The sequence below is a fragment of the Saccharomonospora sp. genome (assembly GCF_027317685.1).
Taxonomy (GTDB): Bacteria; Actinomycetota; Actinomycetes; order Mycobacteriales; family Pseudonocardiaceae; genus Saccharomonospora.
Genome location: NZ_DAHVQP010000049.1, coordinates 1 through 18,944, shown reverse-complemented (window position 1 = coordinate 18,944; position 18,944 = coordinate 1). Strand labels below are relative to the sequence as shown.

The window sequence follows — 18,944 nt, the reverse complement described above, 5'->3', positions numbered from 1 at the left end:
TCGCCTCTCACTCTTTAGGGTTAAGGCGGAGGCGTCGTGGATGATCAGTGTGCTCGTGGTCGAAGACGATCCGGTGGCGGCCGACGCGCACCGGGAATACGTCGAACGGATCGCGGGATTCACGGTCGCGGGTGTCGTGCACTCGGGTGGGGCGGCCGTCCGATTCTGTGAACGGCACCAGGTCGACCTGGTGCTGCTCGACTTCTATCTGCCCGACACACACGGTCTGGCCGTGTGCAGGGCCCTGCGCGCCACCGGGGCCCCGGTGGACGTGATCGCGGTGACGTCGGCGCGGGATCTGTCGGTCGTGAGGGGAGCGGTCTCCGCGGGGGTGGTGCAGTACCTGCTGAAACCCTTCACCTTCGCGACGCTGCGTGGCAAGCTCGACAGTTACGCGCGGTTCCGTGAACGCGCGGCCCGGCCCGGACAGGCCAGTGGTCAGGCGGACATCGATCGTCTTCTGGAGACCCTGCGTGCCCCCGGGCGAGGCCCGTTGCCCAAGGGGATGAGTACCGCGACCCTCGACGCGGTCACCGCTGTCCTCGCGGAATCGAGTGGTGGTCTGTCGGCCTCCGCTGTCGCGGAGGCCACCGGTGTCGCCCGCGTCACCGCTCGCCGCTATCTCGAGTATCTTGCTGATCATGGAATCGTCCGTCGCCGTCCGCACTACGGGACGGTCGGGCGACCGGAAGTCCGGTACGTGCCCGTCGAGCACTCCGATGAGGGGCACGGACAGTCATCTGAGGCACCGTAGTCCCTTGCGGGTGTTGAGGAGGATGCGATGAGTAAGCAGGCAGTGAGCACGACCGCTGCGCCGGCGCCGGTGGCGGTGTACTCGCAGGCTGTGCGTAAGGGCAACATCCTCCAGGTCGCCGGCCAGGTCGGCGTCGACCCCGCGACGGGTGAAGTCGCCGACGGCGGCATCGCGGGTCAGACCCGGCAGGTGTTCGCGAACCTGCGTGCCGTCCTCGAGGCGGCGGGTGCAGATTTCGACGACGTCGTCATGATGCGTGCCTATCTCACCGACACCGCGCACTTCGCGGAGTTCAACGAGGTCTACAACGAGCTCGTCACCGAACTCGGCGCCGAGCCGTACCCGGCCAGGACCACCGTGTACGTCGGCCTGCCCCAGGGGTTGTTGGTGGAGATCGACGCTCTCGCGGTACTGGACTGACCCTGGGGCCGGCCGGACCCGGCCCGGATCTTTTAGTACACGGGCCCGGTGTACTTCTCCCCGGGGCCCTGTCCCGGCGGGTCGGGCACGGCGGAGGCTTCCCGGAACGCTTTCTGCAGCGACTGGAGTCCGTCACGCAGCGGTGCTGCGTGCAGCCCCAGGTATTCGCCCGAGGCCGTGATCAGGCCGGCTAGCGCGGTGATGAGCCTGCGGGCCTCGTCGAGGTCGCGGTGCGGACTGGTGTCCGGGTCCTCGTCGGCGAGGCCGAGCCGCTCGGCGGCGGCGGACATCAACATCACGGCGGCCCTGCTGATGACTTCCACGCTGGGGATGGTGTGTAGTTCCCTGACGTTCGGGGAATCGTCTTCGGGTCCGGAAACGTTGCTATTGATTGAGTCGTCTCGCACGTCTGGTACGATTCCACGTGCGACCAGCCTCCGAGACATCGGGGGCCGCAAGTGGAGCCCCGCTCCCACCCGAGTCACCGCATCAGGTGGCCGGGTCCGGTCACGCGGACCGTGTGTGGCGTTGGTCGCCACGGCGGTCGCGATAGCATCCGAGTTTTGGATGCCGATCGGATCAAGGGCCCCGCACGTGTATGAAAACGTCGGGGCCTGTGGTATGTGGGCACCAGGTCGAGACAGCAGAACGAACGGCACTTGGACCAAGGAGGCCCCATCAGCTCCGAGACGCGCATCAACGAGCGCATCCGTGTCCCCGAGGTTCGCCTCGTGGGGCCGAACGGTGAGCAGGTCGGCATCGTCCGTATCGAGGACGCGCTGCGACTCGCTCAGGAGGCCGATCTCGATCTCGTCGAGGTCGCCCCGCAGGCGCGCCCGCCGGTGGCGAAGCTCATGGACTACGGGAAGTACAAGTACGAAAGTGCTCAGAAGGCCCGTGAGTCCCGCCGCAATCAGCAGCTCACCGTTATCAAGGAACAGAAGCTGCGCCCCAAGATCGACCCGCACGACTACGAGACGAAGAAGGGGCACGTGTCCCGATTCCTCGAGGCGGGGAACAAGGTCAAGGTGACGATCATGTTCCGCGGGCGTGAGCAGTCGAGGCCGGAACTCGGTTTCCGACTGTTGCAGCGGCTCGCAGAGGACGTGTCCGAGTTGGGCTTCATTGAGTCGAAGCCGAAGCAGGACGGCCGTAACATGATCATGGTTTTGGCGCCGCACAAGAACGCCAAGGCGAAGACGAAGACGACAAAGAACGCGGACAGCAGCGGGTCGTGACGTACTGCCGCCCGCATGCCGGGCGGCAGACGGGCGGCGCGGTCGGTAACACCGCAGCATCGCCACAACGCAGCAGCACACCGGTGATCGGTGTGCTGTCGTCTGAAAGAGGGAAGAATGCCGAAGAACAAGTCCCACAGCGGGATGTCGAAGCGCGTCCGCGTGACGGGCAGCGGCAAGATCCGGCGCGAGCAGGCCGGCCGGAGGCATCTGCTGGAGAAGAAGTCGAGCAGGGTGACTCGTAGGCTCGAGGGCACCACCGAGGTCGCGGCCCAGGATGTGCGCCGCGTCAAGCGGCTGCTCGGCCGCTGACCCAGTCCGCCGTAACCACCGGGGCGTTGTGTGCGCCCCCCGACACGACAGGATGGACCCGTGGCACGCGTCAAGCGGGCGGTCAACGCCCAGAAGAAGCGTCGCGCAACTCTCGAACTGGCCAGTGGCTACCGTGGCCAGCGTTCGCGTCTGTACCGCAAGGCCAAGGAGCAGACGCTCCACTCGTTCAACTACTCCTACCGGGACCGTCGGGCCCGCAAGGGTGACTTCCGCCAGCTGTGGATCACTCGGATCAACGCGGCGGCTCGCCAGAACGGCGTCACCTACAACCGCTTCATCCAGGGCCTGAAGGCCGCTGGTGTCGAGGTGGACCGCAAGATTCTCGCGGACCTCGCGGTGAACGACGCCGCCGCCTTCGCCTCGCTCGCCGAGGTGGCGAAGCAGAACCTGTCCTCCGACGCGAAGAAGTCGGCCTGAGCACCGAACACCACCGACCCGGGGATGCCCTGTTCACCCACAGGACACCCCGGGTCGTTGCTGCACGCCGACTGACACGGCGGTCCGAAAGGGCCGCCGCTGGCCGATTCCTCGCCGAGGGTGCTCAGGCGGTGAGGGAAGCGTTGCGGTATGGGCGGGTGCACGAACTGTTCGTCACCGAGGCCGCGGCGCGACGGCACGCCGAACTCGTGGCCGAGGCACCGGCCGTGTCGCTGGTCAACGACAGGGCGGCGGAGTTGCTGTCCGAGACGGTGTCGCCGCAGGGCATCGTGGCGGTGTGCGACACGGTCACGACGGACCTGGCCACCGCGTTGACGGGACAGCCCCGTCTGGTGGCGGTCCTGGTGGACATCGCTGATCCCGGTAACGCGGGGACGGTGTTGAGAGTGGCCGATGCCGCCGGCGCGGATGCGGTGATCTTCGCGGGCTCGTGCGTGGACGTGCACAACGGCAAATGTGTGCGCGCCTCCACCGGAAGTCTGTTCCATCTGCCCGTGGTGGCCGAGCCCGATGTCGGCCGCGTGCTCGACGCCTGTGTGGCGTCGGGACTGACCACGGTCGCCGCACACGGCTACGCCGACGCCGACCTGACCACGGCCGAACAGCTCGACGGGCCCACCGCGTGGCTGTTCGGCAATGAGGCTCACGGGCTACCCCCCGACGTGCTCGCGCAGGCGGACCATGCGGTGCGGGTTCCGTTGTATGGCAAGGCGGAAAGCCTCAATCTCGCTACCGCTGCCGCTGTGTGTCTCTACACCACCGCTGTGCGGCACCGGTCCTGACGGAGGGTGACGGGCGGTCGGCCCGTGCTCTCACATAGAATTTCGCGTGTGAATCGCTGACGTGCGCTCACGCTCGCGTACAGCCCAGTCAACGTGGAGCGGACGTTCGAGGAGCTATGTCCGAAGCCTTGGAGAAGCAGGAGCCCGAGCCGGCCGACAGGGTCGCGCCCGAAACATTGCGGGCGGCCGTCGAGGCGGCCAAGAAGGAGTTCGCGGCAGCTGCGGACCTGGATGCTTTGACGGCGGTGAAGCCGGCGCACTTCGGCGAACAGGCACCGCTGTCGCTCGCCCGCCGGGCGATCGGAGGGCTGCCCAAGGAGCAGAAGGCGGACGCGGGCAAGCGGGTCAACGAGGCGCGGCAGGAAGTGCAGGCGGCGTTCGACGAGCGTCGGGCCGTGTTGCAGGCCGAACGCGACGAACGTGTGCTGCGTGACGAGGCGGTCGACGTGACCTTGCCTTGGGACCGCGTTCCGCGAGGAGCCCAGCACCCCATCAGCACCATCGCCGACCGGATCGCCGACGTGTTCGTGGGTATGGGCTACGAAGTCGCCGAGGGCCCCGAACTCGAGGCGGAGTGGTTCAACTTCGACGCGCTGAACTTCGGTAAGGACCACCCGGCCCGACAGATGGCCGACACGTTCTACGTGGCTCCCGAGGGCTCGAACCTGGTGTTGCGCACCCACACTTCGCCCGTGCAGGCGCGTGCCCTGTTGCACAGAGAGCTCCCGGTGTACATCGTGTGCCCGGGACGGACGTTCCGCACCGACGAGCTGGACGCCACGCACACGCCCGTGTTCCACCAGGTCGAGGGCTTGGCCGTGGACAAGGGGCTGACGATGGCCCACCTGCGCGGCACCTTGGACGCGTTCGCGAAGGCGATGTTCGGCGAGGAGTCCGGTACTCGCTTCCGTCCGCACTTCTTCCCGTTCACCGAGCCGTCCGCAGAGGTGGACGTGTGGTTCCCCGAGAAGAAGGGCGGCCCCGGCTGGGTCGAGTGGGGCGGTTGCGGCATGGTCAACCCCAACGTGTTGCGGGCCTGTGGTGTCGACCCGGAGGTTTACTCCGGTTTCGCCTTCGGCATGGGGTTGGAGCGGACGCTCATGTTCCGCAACGGGATCCCGGACATGCGCGACATGGTGGAGGGGGATGTGCGGTTCACCCTTCCTTTCGGAACGGAGGCGTGAATGACGAACCATTGCGCGGCGCGTCGTTTGCGCCGACCGGGTTGGGCCCCCACCGCGGTTGTTCCCGCGATCGGGGAGGGTGTCCCGCAGGAAACGGAGGCGTGAGACGTCATGCGAGTCCCCGTCAGTTGGCTGAGAGAGCATCTGGAACTCAGCGAGGACGTCACCACCGACGACATCGTCGATGCCTTTGTGCGCCTGGGGGTCGAGGTCGAGGGTGTCGAGTCGGTCGGGCAGGTCTCCGGTCCGCTCGTCATCGGGCGTGTAGTCGAGATCGAAGAGCTCACGCAGTTCAAGAAGCCGATCCGCTATTGCCGGGTCGACGTGGGAGCCCCTGCCGACCCCGAGCAAGGGGAGGAGATCGATCCCACGCGGCCGCCCACGAACGGCATCATCTGTGGCGCTCAGAACTTCGTGGAGGGCGACCTGGTCGTCGTCGCGCTTCCTGGTGCTGTGCTGCCCGGTGGTTTCGAGATCTCTGAGCGCAAAACCTACGGCCATGTCAGCGAGGGCATGATCTGTTCGGCCCGGGAACTGGGGATCGGCGAGGACCACGGCGGCATCCTCGTGTTGCCGTCGGGCACGGCGAGCCCCGGTGACGACGCGCGTGAGGTGCTCGACCTTGAGGACACGGTGTTGGAGTTGGCTCCCACACCGGATCTCGGTCACGCGCTGTCGATTCGTGGGTTAGCCAGGGAGCTGGCGTGCGCGTTCGACGCTCCTTACGGCGATCCCGCCTATGTCGACGTGCCGGAGGGCGAAGGCGACGCGTGGCCTGTCACGATCGAGGATCCGGTGGGCTGCAGCCGTTTCGTGTTGCGTCGTGTCACCGGGTTGGACGCGGGAGCGCCGACGCCGTGGTGGATCCAGCGTCGTCTGTTGCTGGCGGGGATGCGGCCGATCTCCTTGGCCGTGGACATCACGAACTACGTGATGTTGGAACTGGGTCATCCTCTGCACGCTTTCGACACGGGTTCCCTCCAGGGCGGCCTCGTGGTGCGTCGGGCGCGTCCGGGTGAGAAGTTGACCACTTTGGACGATGTCGAGCGCACGCTCGACCCGGACGACGTGGTGATCGCCGATGACAGCGGCGTCGTCTCGTTGGCGGGGGTCATGGGGGGCGCCGGAACCGAGATCCGCGACGACAGCACGGATGTGTTGTTGGAGGCGGCGCACTGGGAGCCGGCGTCCATCAGCAGGACCGCGCGTAGGCACAACCTGTTCTCGGAGGCGGCGAAACGTTTCGAGCGGTTCACCGACCCGGCGTTGTGCGCGGTGGCGATCGAGGTGGCGGCGCGGCTGTTGCGTCGATACGGCGACGGGAGCATCCGTCCCGGGCGCACCGATGAGGGGAGCGTGGAGCCCGCTTCGCCGATCACCATGCCGATCGATTTGCCCGACCAGGTGGCGGGCGTGCGGTTCGACCGCGGTGTCACCGTGCGCAGGTTGACACAGATCGGGTGCAAAGTGTCGGTGGGAACCGGTGACGACGGCACGGCCCTGGTCACCGCGGTACCGCCGAGCTGGCGTGGGGATCTGGGCCAGCCCGCGGACCTCGTGGAGGAGGTGCTGCGGCTGGAGGGGTACGACACGATCCCGTCGGTACTGCCCGCGGCTCCGGCCGGTCGTGGCCTCAACCCTGCACAGCGGCGTCGGCGTGCGATCTCGCGTGCGCTCGCGGAGGCCGGTTACGTCGAGGTCATCCCGTTTCCGTTCGTCTCGGCCTCTGTGTGGAAAGACCTGGGGCTGGACGAGGACGATCCCCGTCGGCGCACGGTCTCGGTGCTGAACCCGCTGGAGGCGGACAAGAACCAGCTGACGACCTCGCTGCTGCCGGGCCTGCTCGAAACGCTCCAGCGCAACCTCTCACGGGGTTTCCGCGACGTCGCGCTGTACCACATCGGCCAGGTAGTGTTGCCGGGACCGGATCAGGTCGCGGCCCCGGATCTCCGAGTGGACCAGCGACCGTCCGAGGAGGAGCTCGCCGCACTGGAGGGCTCGGTTCCGCATCAGCCGTTGCACGTCGCCGTGGTACTCGCCGGTGAACGTCGCCGTTCCGGCTGGTGGGGACGTGGCGAGAACGCGTCGTGGGCCGATGCCATACAGGCTGCGCGCGTGGTAGGTGAGATCTCCTCCGTGGAGTTGGACATCGAGGCGGACGCCTTGATGCCTTGGCATCCCGGTCGGTGTGCCCGTTTGTCGGTCGATGGCCGGACGATCGGACATGCCGGTGAGTTGCACCCCAAGGTGGTGGAAAGGCTCGGGCTGCCGAAGCGGACTTCCGTGATGGAGCTGGACCTCGACGCGATTCCGTTGGTGGAGCGCAGGCCGGCGCCGTCGATCTCGCCTTTCCCGCCGGTGCTGTTGGACGTCGCACTGGTCGTGGACGAGGACGTGCCGTCCGCGGACCTGGCCGCCACGCTGCGTGAGGCCGCCGGTGAACTGGTGGAGGAGGTGTCGCTGTTCGACACCTACACCGGTGAGCAGGTCGGTGAGGGTAAGCGGTCGTTGGCGTACAAGATGCGGTTCCGCGCTCCTGATCGCACGCTCACCGTGGAGGAGGCGACCAAGGCGCGGGACGCTGCGGTGGCCGCGGTCGGCGAGCGTTTCGGCGCGGTGCTGCGGAGCTGACGAGCTGAGGTAAGTGGTCGTGGCTGCCCGTGCGGATTCTCCGGCGGGCAGCCACACCTGTATCGGGCATACCTGTATCGGGCGCGGTTTCGTGTCTTGAACGGCATCTCTGCGTCCGATACGGGCTCGTTGGTCTCGGTCTCGACGCGGCCGGTTCCTCGACTTCCGGACCGCGCCGATGGGTTGCCGCATTTTTCAAGGGCAGTTTCCTAGGACCTCTGCCGGATGCCGTTCGCGGTTCGGCGCGCAGGAAAGTGGTGTCCGAGTGGTGCAGGTGGCGTTTGCGTCACTCATTCCGGTAGCTGCGCTGGTACCGGGCCGTCGATAGTCTCGAACAAGTGAGCGAATGCGAGGGGTGTCCACCCCCCACTTCGTTTGAGCTTGCATGGGGGTGCATAATCACTCGCATGACGGTGAAGGTAGCGGTGGCCGGTGCGACCGGCTATGCGGGCGGTGAGTTGTTGCGGCTTCTGCTCGCGCACCCGGAGGTCAAGATCGGAGCGCTGACCGCCGCCAGTAGCGCGGGAACACTGCTCGGGCAGCACCAGCCGCACTTGGGTCCGCTCGCCGACCGTCGTGTCCAGGAGACCACACCCGAGGTGCTGGCGGGGCATGACGTGGTGTTTCTCGCGTTGCCGCATGGCCATTCAGGTCCCCTTGCGGCGCAATTGGGCGACGACACGTTGGTGATCGACCTCGGCGCCGACCATCGCCTGGTCGATGCCGCTGACTGGCAGCGGTGGTACGGCAGCGAGCACGTCGGTACCTGGCCTTATGGTCTGCCCGAGTTGCCCGGTGGGCGGGACGCGCTGAGGGAGACCAGGCGGATCGCCGTGCCCGGCTGTTTCCCCACCGGCGGTTCTCTCGCGCTGGTTCCCGCGTTCGCTGCCGGGCTGGTTCGGCCGGAGGTCACGATCGTCGCGGTCACGGGTACCTCCGGTGCGGGTAAGAGCCTGAAGCCGCACTTGCTCGGCTCCGAGGTGATGGGTTCGGCCAGCGCCTACGGCGTCGGTGGAGCGCATCGGCACACGCCCGAGTTCGTCCAGAACCTCAGTGCGGTCGCCGGTCAGCGGGTCGCCGTGTCCTTCACCCCCGTTCTCGCGCCGATGCCCCGCGGCATCCTCACCACAGCGAGTGCGCCGTTGGCCGAAGACACCGACCTCGGCGCGGTCAGGGCGGTCTACGAGAAGGCGTACGGCGAAGAGCCCTTCGTCTCGGTCTTGCCGGAGGGGTCGTGGCCCACCACGGCGGCCACCGTGGGGTCGAACATGGTGTCGTTGCAGGTCGCGCTCGACACGGACGCGAACCGACTGGTCGTGGTGGCCGCGCTCGACAATCTCACCAAGGGCACGGCCGGTGGGGCCGTGCAGTCCATGAACATCGCACTGGGGCTGGATGAGGCCACCGGGCTGCCCGTGACGGGAGTCGCGCCATGATTCTGTGCCCCCCGAACGAGGAGGTAGGTGCATGACTGTCACCACTCCACGGGGTTTTCGTGCCGGCGGTGTCGCCGCGGGTCTGAAGGCCAGCGGTAAGAGCGACGTTGCGCTCGTCGTCAACGACGGACCCTCCGACGTCGCCGCCGCCGTGTTCACCACCAACCGGTGCAAGGCCAATCCGGTGTTGTGGAGCGAGCAGGTGCTGGCCGACCGCAGCGCGAAGGCGGTCGTGCTGAACTCCGGTGGCGCCAACTGCTACACCGGATCGGAGGGTTTTCAGACCACACGCGCTTCCGCGGAGCTCGTCGCCGAACGGCTCGGTGCCGAAGCGGACGATGTCGTCGTGTGCTCCACCGGGTTGATCGGGGAACAGCTCCACCGCGGCAAGCTGACCGCCGGTATCGAGGCGGTGGTGGGGCGGCTCTCCGACAACGGTGGGGCCGCGGCGGCCGAGGCGATCATGACTACCGACACGCGCAGCAAACAGGTGGTACGCCAAGGCGCGGGTTATACGGTCGGTGGTATCGCCAAGGGCGCCGGAATGCTCGCGCCCGCTCTGGCCACGATGCTCGTGGTCCTCACCACCGATGCCGACATCGATGCCGACACCGCTGATCGCGCACTACGCGAAGCCACCCATGTGACGTTCGACCGACTCGACTCCGACGGGTGCATGTCCACCAACGACACCGTGTTGTTGATGTGCAGCGGTGCTTCGGGAACCACGCCCGATGCCGACGAGTTCACCGCTTTGCTGACCGACGCCTGCCATGACCTCGCCCAACAGTTGCTCGGCGACGCGGAGGGCTCCGAACACGACATCACCATCGAGGTGGTCAATGCCGCCTCGGAGGACGACGCGCTCGCCGTGGGCAGGGCGATCGCCCGGAGCAACTTGTTCAAGACCGCCGTGTACGGCAAGGACCCGAACTGGGGGCGCATTCTCGCCGCGGTCGGCACCACTGAGGCGGTGTTCGACCCGGGGGCGTTGGATGTCGCCTTCAATGGCGTGTGGATCTGCCGAGGTGGTGAGCCGGGTGAATCCCGGGAGGTCGTCGACCTGTCCGACCGTGCGGTGACCGTGACCGTCGACCTCAAGGCGGGACAGGAATCGGCGACGATCTGGACCAACGATCTGACCCACGCTTACGTTCACGAGAATTCGGCGTATTCAACATGACAGACAAGCCCACCACGGTGCCCGCCGATGACCGACTCGCCACCGCGGCCGAGAAGGCGGGTGTGCTGATCGAAGCGCTGCCCTGGTTGCAGCGCTTCCACGGAGTCACGGTCGTCGTGAAGTACGGCGGAAACGCCATGATCGACGACGAACTGAAGCGTGCCTTCGCGCAGGACATGGTGTTCCTGCGATTGGCGGGATTGCGGCCGGTCGTCGTTCACGGCGGTGGTCCGCAGATCACGGCGATGCTCGACCGGCTCGGCATCCACGGCGAGTTCAAGGGCGGGCTCCGAGTGACGACGCCCGAGACGATGGACATCGTGCGGATGGTGCTGGTCGGGCAGGTCAGTCGAGAACTCGTCGGCCTCATCAACGCGCATGGCCCGTATGCGGTCGGGATCTCGGGGGAGGACGCCCGCCTGTTCACGGCCGAACGTAAATCAGCCACTGTGGACGGTGAGCCCGTCGACGTCGGGCTTGTCGGTGAGGTCGTCGACGTCAACCCCGACGCGGTACTCGACATCGTCAACGCCGGACGCATCCCGGTGGTGTCGACCGTCGCCCCCGACCAGGACGGCGTGGTTCACAACGTCAACGCGGATACCGCGGCGGGAGCCCTCGCCGCCGCGCTGAAAGCCGAGAAGTTGGTCGTGCTGACCGACATCGAGGGACTGTATGCGAACTGGCCGGACCGTTCGTCTCTTGTGGACCGTATCGACGTCGATGGACTCGAACGGCTGCTTCCCGAGTTGTCGAGCGGGATGATCCCGAAGATGGAAGCCTGCCTGCGGGCCATCCGCGGTGGGGTGCGACGTGCACACGTGATCGACGGACGACTCGCTCATTCCGTGTTGCTGGAAGTGTTCACGTCGCGTGGTGTTGGCACCATGGTCGTGCCGGAAGAGGGGGACGGCGATGTCTAATGAGAACGCACAGTCGCGGTGGCAGGCCGCGATGATGAACAACTACGGTGTTCCCCGGCTGAACCTGGTGCGCGGTGAGGGCGCCGTGGTGTGGGACGCCGACGGCCGTCGTTATCTCGACTTCACGACCGGTATCGCGGTCAACGCGCTCGGGCACGCGCATCCTGCGGTGGTGTCGGCCGTGACCCGACAGATCGCCACGATCGGACATACGTCGAACCTGTACATCAACGAACCGTCGCTCGCGCTCGCGGAACGCCTGCTCGACCTCTCCGGGATCGGCAGGGGCAGGGTGCTGTTCTGCAACTCCGGCGCCGAGGCTCTGGAAGCGGCCTTCAAACTGGCGCGCCGCACCGGTAAGCACAAGGTCGTAGCCACCGAAGGCAGCTTCCACGGCCGCACCATGGGTGCGTTGTCGTTGACCGGGCAGCCTGCCAAGCGCGCACCTTTCGAACCGCTCGTGCCCGGCGTCGAGCACGTGCCGTACGGCGATGTCGCCGCATTGCGGAACGTCGTGGACTCCGAGACCGCCGCGTTCTTCGTGGAGCCGGTCCAGGGGGAGAACGGCGTGATCGTGCCTGGCGACGACTATCTGAAGGTCGCCAGGGAGATCACGGCCCGGCACGGCGCCTTGCTGGTGGTCGACGAGGTGCAGACGGGCGTCGGCAGGCTCGGAAGCTGGTTCGGCTATCAGCAGGCCGGCATCGAACCCGACGTGGTGACGCTGGCGAAGGGAATCGGCGGTGGACTCCCCCTCGGCGCGTGTCTGGCGTTCGGTGAGGCCGCCACACTGTTCGAACCGGGGCAGCACGGCACGACGTTCGGTGGCAATCCGGTGTGTTGTGCTGCGGGACTCGCTGTGCTCGACAGCATCGCCACGAACGACTTGTTGGACCACGCCGCCGCTATTGGCAAGGACCTCGTGGCGGGCGTGGAGCGGCTCGGGCACCCACTGGTGCACGAGGTGCGTGGAGCGGGCCTGTTGCTGGGGATCGTGTTGCGCAAGCCGGTGTCGAGCACTGTCGCGGCCGCAGCGCAGCAAGCGGGATTCCTTGTCAATCCCGTCCAGCCCGACGTGGTGCGGCTTGCGCCGCCGTTGGTCGTGAGCAGGGAGCAGGTCGACGCTCTCCTCCGTGCATTGCCCGACGTGCTCGATACCGCCATCGAGAAGGACGATTGATATGCCGCGCCATTTCCTCCGAGACGACGACCTCACACCGCATGAGCAAGCCGAGATACTCGATCTCACGGCCGAATTGAAGGAACAGCCGTACGGTGCTGCTCTGGCCGGACCGAAGTCCGTCGCGGTGATTCTGGAGAAGAACTCGACTCGTACCCGGTTCTCGTTCGAGGTCGGCATCGCCCAGCTGGGCGGACATCCCGTGGTGGTGGACGGGCGCAGCATGCAGCTGGGTCGGGAGGAGACGCTCGGCGACACCGCTCGTGTTCTGTCGCGGTACGTCGATCTCGTTGTGTGGCGCACGTTCGGACAGGAGCGGATCGACGAGTTCGCCGCTGCCGCGACGGTTCCCGTCGTGAACGCGCTCACCGACGAATTCCACCCCTGCCAGATCCTCGCCGATCTGTTCACCGTGCGGGAGCGTAAAGGCACTCTCGCCGGTCTTACACTGACCTACCTCGGCGACGGCGCGAACAACATGGCTCACTCGCTGCTGCTCGGTGGAGTCACGGCCGGCATGCACGTGCGGGTCGCTGCCCCGGAAGGTTTTCACCCGCTTCCCTGGGTGCTCGATGCCGTGGAGAAACGAGCTTCCGAAACCGATGGCAGCGCGACGGTGTTCACCGACCCGCACGCGGCCGTCGACGGGGCCGATGTCGTGACCACCGACGCGTGGACGTCCATGGGACAGGAGAAGGACGGCAAGGACCGTGTGACGCCGTTTCTGCCGTACCAGGTCAACACCGACCTGCTCGCCAGGACCGGCAAGGACACCGTCGTGCTCCACGACCTTCCCGCACACCGTGGGATGGAGATCACTGACGAGGTGATCGACGGGCCCGCCAGTGCGGTGTGGGACGAGGCGGAGAACCGGTTGCACGCCCAAAAGGCGCTTCTGGTGTGGCTGCTGAAGCAGGAGCGACGATGACGACCGACCGGCAACACCGGTCCTCGACCACAGGTGGTATGAACCGGGCGAGGCGGCACGCGCGGATCACCGAGCTGGTGTCCAATATGGCCATCCGAAGCCAAACCGAACTGGCCCGGTTACTGGCCGCCGAAGGCATCGAGGTCACTCAGGCGACTTTGTCCAGGGATCTGGACGAGCTCGGTGCGGTGAAACTCAGGGGCGCTGACTCGGGAGCCCCGGTGTATGTGATTCCCGAGGACGGCAGTCCCGTACGCGGTGTGCAGGGTGGCACGACACGGCTGTCGAGGCTGCTGGCCGAATTCATGGTCTCGGCCGATTCCTCGGGCAATCTCATGGTGCTGCGAACCCCTCCGGGCGCGGCCCAATTCCTGGCCAGCGCCATCGACAGGGCAGCGCTGGACGAGGTCGTCGGCTCCATCGCCGGCGACGACACGATCGCGGTGATCGCCAGGGAACCGTTGACGGGCCAAGAGCTGGCGGAACGGTTCACCGCATTGGCGCAACGGTCGTCGAACGCAGACATGAACGTGAGTGAGGAGAAGGACAATGACTGAGCGGGTGGTGCTCGCATACTCGGGCGGGCTCGACACCTCGGTGGCGATCGGTTGGATCGCCGAGGAGACCGGTGCCGAGGTGGTGGCCGTCGCCGTCGATGTCGGCCAGGGTGGTGAGGACCTGGAGACCATCCGTAAGCGTGCGCTCGACTGTGGTGCTGTCGAAGCCGTCGTCGCCGACGCGAAGGACGAGTTCGCCGAGGAGTACTGCCTCCCGGCGTTGCAGGCCAACGCTCTCTACATGGACCGCTACCCGCTGGTGTCCGCGCTGTCGCGGCCGTTGATCGTCAAGCACCTCGCCGAGGCGGCCAAGTATCACGGCGCCACCACGGTGGCGCACGGCTGCACGGGGAAGGGCAACGACCAGGTGCGTTTCGAGGTGGGTATCGGCGCGCTCGCCCCAGACCTGACCGTGCTCGCGCCCGTGCGTGATTTCGCGTGGACACGTGAGAAGGCCATCGCCTACGCCGAGGAACGTAACCTTCCGATCGACGTCACGAAGTCCTCGCCGTTCTCGATCGACCAGAACGTGTGGGGCCGGGCCGTGGAGACCGGTGTTCTGGAGGACCTCTGGAACGAGCCGCCGAAGGAGGTCTACTCCTATACCCAGGACCCGACTCTCCACTTCCAGGCTCCCGACGAGGTGATCATCACCTTCGACAAGGGCGTCCCCGTCGCCATCGACGGCAAGCAGGTCACGGTCCTGGAGGCCATCCAGGAGATGAACCGCCGGGCCGGGGCGCACGGCATCGGCAGGCTGGACATGGTCGAGGACCGGCTCGTGGGGATCAAGAGCCGGGAAGTCTACGAGGCCCCGGGCGCGATCGCGTTGATCACCGCGCACCAGGAATTGGAGAACGTGACCGTGGAGCGGGATCTCGCCCGCTTCAAGCGCCAGGTGGAGCAGCGCTGGGGCGAGCTCGTCTACGACGGCCTGTGGTTCTCGCCGCTGAAGGAAGCGTTGGACGGCTTCATCGCCAAGGCGCAGGAGCACGTCACCGGTGAGATCCGCATGGTCCTGCACGGCGGCAACGCCATCGTCACGGGACGGCGCAGCGAGGAGTCGCTCTACGACTTCAACCTGGCCACTTACGACGAGGGTGACACGTTCGACCAGTCGCTGGCCAAGGGCTTCGTGCAGCTGTGGGGCCTGCCCAGCAAGATCGCCGCCAAGAGGCAGCAGAGCAAGAACGACTGACACGTCACCACGGAGGCGATGGGCCGCTCGCCACGCTTCGTGCGGGCGAGCGGCCCTGGTCCACGGCGGCACGGGAGGGACACGATGAAGCTGTGGGGTGGTCGGTTCGCGAGCGGGCCGGCCGAGGCGATGGCGGCACTATCCGCATCGACACATTTCGACTGGCGTCTGGCGCCCTACGACATCGCGGGGTCGCGCGCCCACGCTCGTGTGCTGCACCGAGCCGGCCTGCTGACCGACGACGAACTCGAGGCGATGCTCGCGGCGCTCGATCAACTCGCGAAGGATGTCGAGTCGGGAGCGTTCACCCCGACCGTCGCCGACGAGGACGTCCACACCGCGTTGGAACGCGGCCTACTGGAGCGCGCGGGCCCTGAACTCGGTGGGAAACTGCGGGCGGGCCGCTCGCGTAACGACCAGGTGGCCACGCTGTTCCGCATGTGGCTGAGAGATGCCGCGCGCCGTATCACCGCCGACACACTCGACATCGTCGATGCGCTCGTCGAGCAGTCCACTCGGCACCACGACGCCGTACTGCCGGGGCGTACGCACCTGCAACACGCCCAACCTGTGCTGTTGGCCCATCATCTGATGGCTCACGCCCAGGCACTGCTGCGTGATCTGGGCCGGCTCAAGGATTGGGACGCCCGCGCGGCGGAGTCGCCGTACGGCTCGGGTGCGCTTGCCGGTTCGTCATTGGGACTCGATCCCGACGCCGTCGCGCGTGAGTTGGGTTTCCCGACCTCGGTGGAGAACTCGATCGACGGCACGGCGTCCCGTGACTTCGCTGCCGAGTTCTGCTTCGTGTTGGCCATGCTCGGCGTGAACCTGTCCCGAATCGCCGAGGAAGTCATCATCTGGAACACCGCCGAGTTCGGATACGTGACGCTCGACGATGCCTGGGCCACCGGCAGCTCGATCATGCCGCAGAAGAAAAACCCGGACGTGGCCGAGCTCACGCGGGGTAAGGCGGGGCGGTTGATCGGGAACCTCACCGGTCTGCTGGCGACGCTGAAGGCTCAGCCGTTGGCGTATAACCGCGACCTGCAGGAGGACAAGGAACCCGTCTTCGACTCCGTCGAACAGTTGGAACTTCTCTTGCCCGCCATCGCGGGGATGATCGGCACTCTGACTTTCCACACGGATCGGCTCGCCGAGTCTGCTCCGGCGGGTTTCACGCTCGCCACGGACGTCGCGGAATGGCTGGTACGGCAGGGAGTCCCGTTCCGTGCCGCGCACGAGGCCGCGGGCGAGTGCGTGCGAGTGGCCGAGGAGCGCGGTGTCGGTCTGGACGACCTCACCACCGACGAACTGACGGCGATCCATCCCGCGCTCACGCCTGCTGTGCGCGAGGTGCTCACGGTCGAGGGCTCGGTGGCCTCTCGTGATTCTCGGGGTGGGACGGCGCCGGCTCGGGTCTCGGAACAACGGGAACGCCTGGTGGCACGATTGGCCGAGCTGCGCGAGTGGGCTGCACGGTAGTCGGCGCACCCCGGTTACCCTGGGCACGACAGAGCCAGCGAGGGGAGCGTAGTGACGGACGAGATCGCCACGAGCCGGGTATTCCGGCGCGAGTGGCTTGCCATCGATCCTGTCGACCTGGCTCTGAGGCTGCTCGGGTGCGAATTGGAGTCGCGTAGTGATCAGGGCACGGTCCGGGTGCGTCTCGTCGAGGTGGAGGCGTACCGGGGGCTCGATGACCCTGCGTCGCACTGCTACCGCGGCCGTACGCCTCGCAACGAGGTGATGTGGGGTCCTGCCGGGTATCTCTACGTGTATTTCGTCTACGGCATGCACTTCTGCGCCAATGTCGTGGGACTCACCGACGGCGAACCGGGAGCCGTGCTGTTGCGTGCCGGAGAGGTCGTCGAGGGGCAGGAACTGGCCAGGCACAGACGTCCCACCGCTCGGGGCGGCGGGCTCGTCGCCAAGGGGCCGGCCGTGCTGACCTCCGTGCTCGGCCTCGACCGCGCACACAACGGACTCGATCTCACGGACCCCGATTCGCCCGTCCGACTTCTCACCGGTGAGCCGGTCGGTGCGGAATCGATCCGATCGGGTCCGCGTGTGGGAGTCGCCGCTGCCCGGGACGTGCCGTGGCGGTTCTGGATCGCCGGTTCGCCCGCGGTCAGCGCCTATCGGCGTAATACCCGGGTCCGCGCCCGGTCCTGACGAAGTTGTGGCCGTCGATTCAGGGGACGGCGGTTATGTGTATGCCGGTCCCCGCAGCGGTCCACCGTGAAGTGCGGGGAGAATGGAATCGTGAGCGAGCATATTCTTGACGAACTGTCCTGGCGCGGGTTGATCGCGCAGTCCACCGATCTCGACGCGCTGCGACGAGGCCTAGACGGTGGTCCGCTCGCTGTCTATATCGGGTTCGATCCCACCGCGCCCAGCCTGCACGCCGGTCACCTCGTGCAGATGCTCATGCTGCGGCGGTTCCAAAACGCGGGTCATCGGCCCGTGTTGCTCGCGGGCGGTGGTACCGGACTGATCGGCGATCCTCGGGATGTCGGGGAGCGCACGCTCCATTCCGAGGAGCAGGTCCGCGAGTGGGCGGACAGGTTGCGGGGCCAGCTGGCGCGTTTCGTGGATTTCGATCACCCCGATGTGTCGCCGATCGAGGTGAACAACCTCGACTGGCTCGGATCGATGACCGTCCCCACTTTCCTCCGCGAGGTCGGCAAGCATTTCTCCGTCAACACGATGCTGGCGCGAGAGACGGTGAAGCGCAGGCTCGAGGGGGACGGAATCTCCTACACCGAGTTCAGCTACATGCTGTTGCAGGCCACCGATTACCGCGAGCTGTTCGAGCGCTACAACGTGCGGCTTCAGGTGGGTGGCTCCGATCAATGGGGCAACATCATAGCCGGGGTCGACCTCGTCCGTAGGGTGCACGGCGTTCAGGTGCATGCGTTGACAACGCCGTTGATCACGGACTCCGAGGGACGCAAGCTGGGTAAATCCACCGGCGGTGGCAACGTGTGGGTGGACCCGGAGATGACGTCTCCGTATGCCTGGTACCAGTACTTCCTCAACATGCCCGACGCTGACGTGGTGCGGTGTCTGAAGCTGCTGACGTTTCTGGACGCCGACGAGATCAGCGAGCTGGAGAAGGCCACGCAGGAGCGGCCCGCTGCCCGCCAGGCGCAGCGTCGTCTGGCGCAGGAACTGACTGATCTGGTGCACGGCCCGGAGCAGACCCGACAGGTCGTGGCGGCGAGTCAGGCACTTTTCGGCCGTGGTGACCTGCGTGAGCTCGATGCGGCCACGCTCGATGCAGCCATGGCCGAGGTACCGACTGGCGAGGTCAGGCTGAGTGACGAGCCCACCGTCATCGAACTGCTCGTGGCCGGTGGGCTTGTGGAGAGCAAGGGCGCTGCGCGCCGCACCGTGAAGGAAGGTGGCGCCTACGTCAACAACACCAAGATCACGGATGAGAACTGGAAGCCGGAGATCTCTGACGTGTTGCATGGGAGTTGGCTCGTGGTGCGTCGTGGCAAGCGCACCATGGCGGGAGTCCGTGTACTGAACGGGTAGCTCCGACCGACGTTGAGGTCTGTTTCCGAAGGCCGCCTTTCCGCCCGGGAAGGCGGCCTTCGGCGTGTAGGGCGTGCTCAGTGCCTTTGAGCTGGGGTTTTGTGGTTTGGGGACCCCCCTGTTTGGGTGGGTTTTGGGGGTGTGTAATCTTCTCTTTGTCGCCAGGGACGACCGGGGCGAGCGGGTCAGACCTGAGAGGGTTTGACAGCGCGGAACGCA

19 protein-coding genes are annotated in these 18,944 nt (G+C 66.6%); 18 read left to right on the top strand and 1 reads right to left on the bottom strand.

Translation table 11 applies throughout. From position 1 onward, the window contains the following. The first annotated feature begins 40 nt into the window (after positions 1-40). Together M7H19_RS06410 and M7H19_RS06405 are read left to right on the top strand one after the other, a co-directional pair. Positions 41-754: a response regulator gene (locus M7H19_RS06410; protein ID WP_298178196.1), complete on the top strand. Its 714-nt coding sequence runs from the start codon at positions 41-43 to the stop codon at positions 752-754. A gap of 27 nt (positions 755-781) precedes the next feature. Beyond that, positions 782-1,174, top strand: a complete 393-nt coding sequence (locus M7H19_RS06405) for a Rid family detoxifying hydrolase (RefSeq protein WP_298178194.1) — start codon at positions 782-784, stop codon at positions 1,172-1,174. Between the two features lie 32 nt (positions 1,175-1,206). Here M7H19_RS06405 and M7H19_RS06400 read toward each other — a convergent pair whose 3' ends face one another. Further along, positions 1,207-1,581: a DUF1844 domain-containing protein gene (locus M7H19_RS06400; protein ID WP_298178191.1), complete on the bottom strand. Its 375-nt coding sequence runs from the start codon at positions 1,579-1,581 to the stop codon at positions 1,207-1,209. A gap of 252 nt (positions 1,582-1,833) precedes the next feature. On the opposite strand from M7H19_RS06400, the gene infC reads away from it, so the two are divergent. The 16 genes from infC to tyrS all read left to right on the top strand — a co-directional run bounded on the left by infC (position 1,834) and on the right by tyrS (position 18,725). After that, positions 1,834-2,412, top strand: coding sequence for a translation initiation factor IF-3 (gene infC / locus M7H19_RS06395; protein WP_298178189.1), 579 nt, complete (start codon positions 1,834-1,836; stop codon positions 2,410-2,412). Between the two features lie 117 nt (positions 2,413-2,529). Further along, positions 2,530-2,724: a 50S ribosomal protein L35 gene (rpmI, locus tag M7H19_RS06390; protein ID WP_298178187.1), complete on the top strand. Its 195-nt coding sequence runs from the start codon at positions 2,530-2,532 to the stop codon at positions 2,722-2,724. Between the two features lie 60 nt (positions 2,725-2,784). Then, positions 2,785-3,162, top strand: a complete 378-nt coding sequence (gene rplT / locus M7H19_RS06385) for a 50S ribosomal protein L20 (protein ID WP_298178182.1) — start codon at positions 2,785-2,787, stop codon at positions 3,160-3,162. After that, complete coding sequence (locus M7H19_RS06380; protein WP_298178241.1) at positions 3,159-3,965, top strand: RNA methyltransferase; 807 nt, start codon at positions 3,159-3,161, stop codon at positions 3,963-3,965. The genes rplT and M7H19_RS06380 overlap by 4 nt, the downstream gene beginning before the upstream one ends. Before the next feature lie 116 nt (positions 3,966-4,081). Beyond that, entirely contained in the window at positions 4,082-5,149 is a 1,068-nt protein-coding gene (gene pheS / locus M7H19_RS06375) for a phenylalanine--tRNA ligase subunit alpha (protein ID WP_298178180.1), read from the top strand. Between the two features lie 111 nt (positions 5,150-5,260). Further along, a complete protein-coding gene (pheT, locus tag M7H19_RS06370; protein ID WP_298178177.1) occupies positions 5,261-7,780 on the top strand; it encodes a phenylalanine--tRNA ligase subunit beta in 2,520 nt (839 codons plus the stop codon). A gap of 407 nt (positions 7,781-8,187) precedes the next feature. Continuing rightward, on the top strand, positions 8,188-9,216 hold the full coding sequence (argC, locus tag M7H19_RS06365; protein WP_298178175.1) for an N-acetyl-gamma-glutamyl-phosphate reductase: 1,029 nt from the start codon (positions 8,188-8,190) through the stop codon (positions 9,214-9,216). 31 nt (positions 9,217-9,247) lie between these two features. Continuing rightward, a complete protein-coding gene (gene argJ / locus M7H19_RS06360; protein ID WP_298178173.1) occupies positions 9,248-10,399 on the top strand; it encodes a bifunctional glutamate N-acetyltransferase/amino-acid acetyltransferase ArgJ in 1,152 nt (383 codons plus the stop codon). Then, the gene (gene argB, locus M7H19_RS06355; protein WP_298178171.1) at positions 10,396-11,322 is read left to right on the top strand and encodes an acetylglutamate kinase; all 927 of its coding nucleotides are present in this window, start codon (positions 10,396-10,398) and stop codon (positions 11,320-11,322) included. Before argJ ends, argB begins: the two co-directional genes overlap by 4 nt. Beyond that, on the top strand, positions 11,315-12,502 hold the full coding sequence (locus M7H19_RS06350; RefSeq protein ID WP_298178168.1) for an acetylornithine transaminase: 1,188 nt from the start codon (positions 11,315-11,317) through the stop codon (positions 12,500-12,502). Before argB ends, M7H19_RS06350 begins: the two co-directional genes overlap by 8 nt. Position 12,503: 1 nt before the next feature. Beyond that, entirely contained in the window at positions 12,504-13,430 is a 927-nt protein-coding gene (gene argF / locus M7H19_RS06345; RefSeq protein ID WP_298178166.1) for an ornithine carbamoyltransferase, read from the top strand. After that, positions 13,427-13,987: an arginine repressor gene (locus M7H19_RS06340; RefSeq protein ID WP_298178164.1), complete on the top strand. Its 561-nt coding sequence runs from the start codon at positions 13,427-13,429 to the stop codon at positions 13,985-13,987. Before argF ends, M7H19_RS06340 begins: the two co-directional genes overlap by 4 nt. Beyond that, a complete protein-coding gene (locus tag M7H19_RS06335) occupies positions 13,980-15,185 on the top strand; it encodes an argininosuccinate synthase (protein ID WP_298178162.1) in 1,206 nt (401 codons plus the stop codon). Before M7H19_RS06340 ends, M7H19_RS06335 begins: the two co-directional genes overlap by 8 nt. 84 nt (positions 15,186-15,269) lie before the next feature. Continuing rightward, positions 15,270-16,667, top strand: a complete 1,398-nt coding sequence (gene argH / locus M7H19_RS06330) for an argininosuccinate lyase (protein ID WP_298178160.1) — start codon at positions 15,270-15,272, stop codon at positions 16,665-16,667. Between the two features lie 51 nt (positions 16,668-16,718). Further along, positions 16,719-17,357, top strand: a complete 639-nt coding sequence (locus M7H19_RS06325; protein ID WP_298178158.1) for a DNA-3-methyladenine glycosylase — start codon at positions 16,719-16,721, stop codon at positions 17,355-17,357. Positions 17,358-17,447: 90 nt separating this feature from the next. Next, on the top strand, positions 17,448-18,725 hold the full coding sequence (gene tyrS, locus M7H19_RS06320; RefSeq protein WP_298178156.1) for a tyrosine--tRNA ligase: 1,278 nt from the start codon (positions 17,448-17,450) through the stop codon (positions 18,723-18,725). Positions 18,726-18,944: the final 219 nt, after the last annotated feature.

Coding starts and splice junctions, on each gene's coding strand:
- M7H19_RS06410 (WP_298178196.1), top strand. CDS start 41: ATGATCAGTGTGCTCGTGGTCGAAGACGATCCGGTGGCGGCCGACGCG.
- M7H19_RS06405 (WP_298178194.1), top strand. CDS start 782: ATGAGTAAGCAGGCAGTGAGCACGACCGCTGCGCCGGCGCCGGTGGCG.
- rpmI (WP_298178187.1), top strand. CDS start 2,530: ATGCCGAAGAACAAGTCCCACAGCGGGATGTCGAAGCGCGTCCGCGTG.
- pheS (WP_298178180.1), top strand. CDS start 4,082: ATGTCCGAAGCCTTGGAGAAGCAGGAGCCCGAGCCGGCCGACAGGGTC.
- pheT (WP_298178177.1), top strand. CDS start 5,261: ATGCGAGTCCCCGTCAGTTGGCTGAGAGAGCATCTGGAACTCAGCGAG.
- argC (WP_298178175.1), top strand. CDS start 8,188: ATGACGGTGAAGGTAGCGGTGGCCGGTGCGACCGGCTATGCGGGCGGT.
- argJ (WP_298178173.1), top strand. CDS start 9,248: ATGACTGTCACCACTCCACGGGGTTTTCGTGCCGGCGGTGTCGCCGCG.
- argB (WP_298178171.1), top strand. CDS start 10,396: ATGACAGACAAGCCCACCACGGTGCCCGCCGATGACCGACTCGCCACC.
- M7H19_RS06350 (WP_298178168.1), top strand. CDS start 11,315: ATGTCTAATGAGAACGCACAGTCGCGGTGGCAGGCCGCGATGATGAAC.
- argF (WP_298178166.1), top strand. CDS start 12,504: ATGCCGCGCCATTTCCTCCGAGACGACGACCTCACACCGCATGAGCAA.
- M7H19_RS06340 (WP_298178164.1), top strand. CDS start 13,427: ATGACGACCGACCGGCAACACCGGTCCTCGACCACAGGTGGTATGAAC.
- M7H19_RS06335 (WP_298178162.1), top strand. CDS start 13,980: ATGACTGAGCGGGTGGTGCTCGCATACTCGGGCGGGCTCGACACCTCG.
- argH (WP_298178160.1), top strand. CDS start 15,270: ATGAAGCTGTGGGGTGGTCGGTTCGCGAGCGGGCCGGCCGAGGCGATG.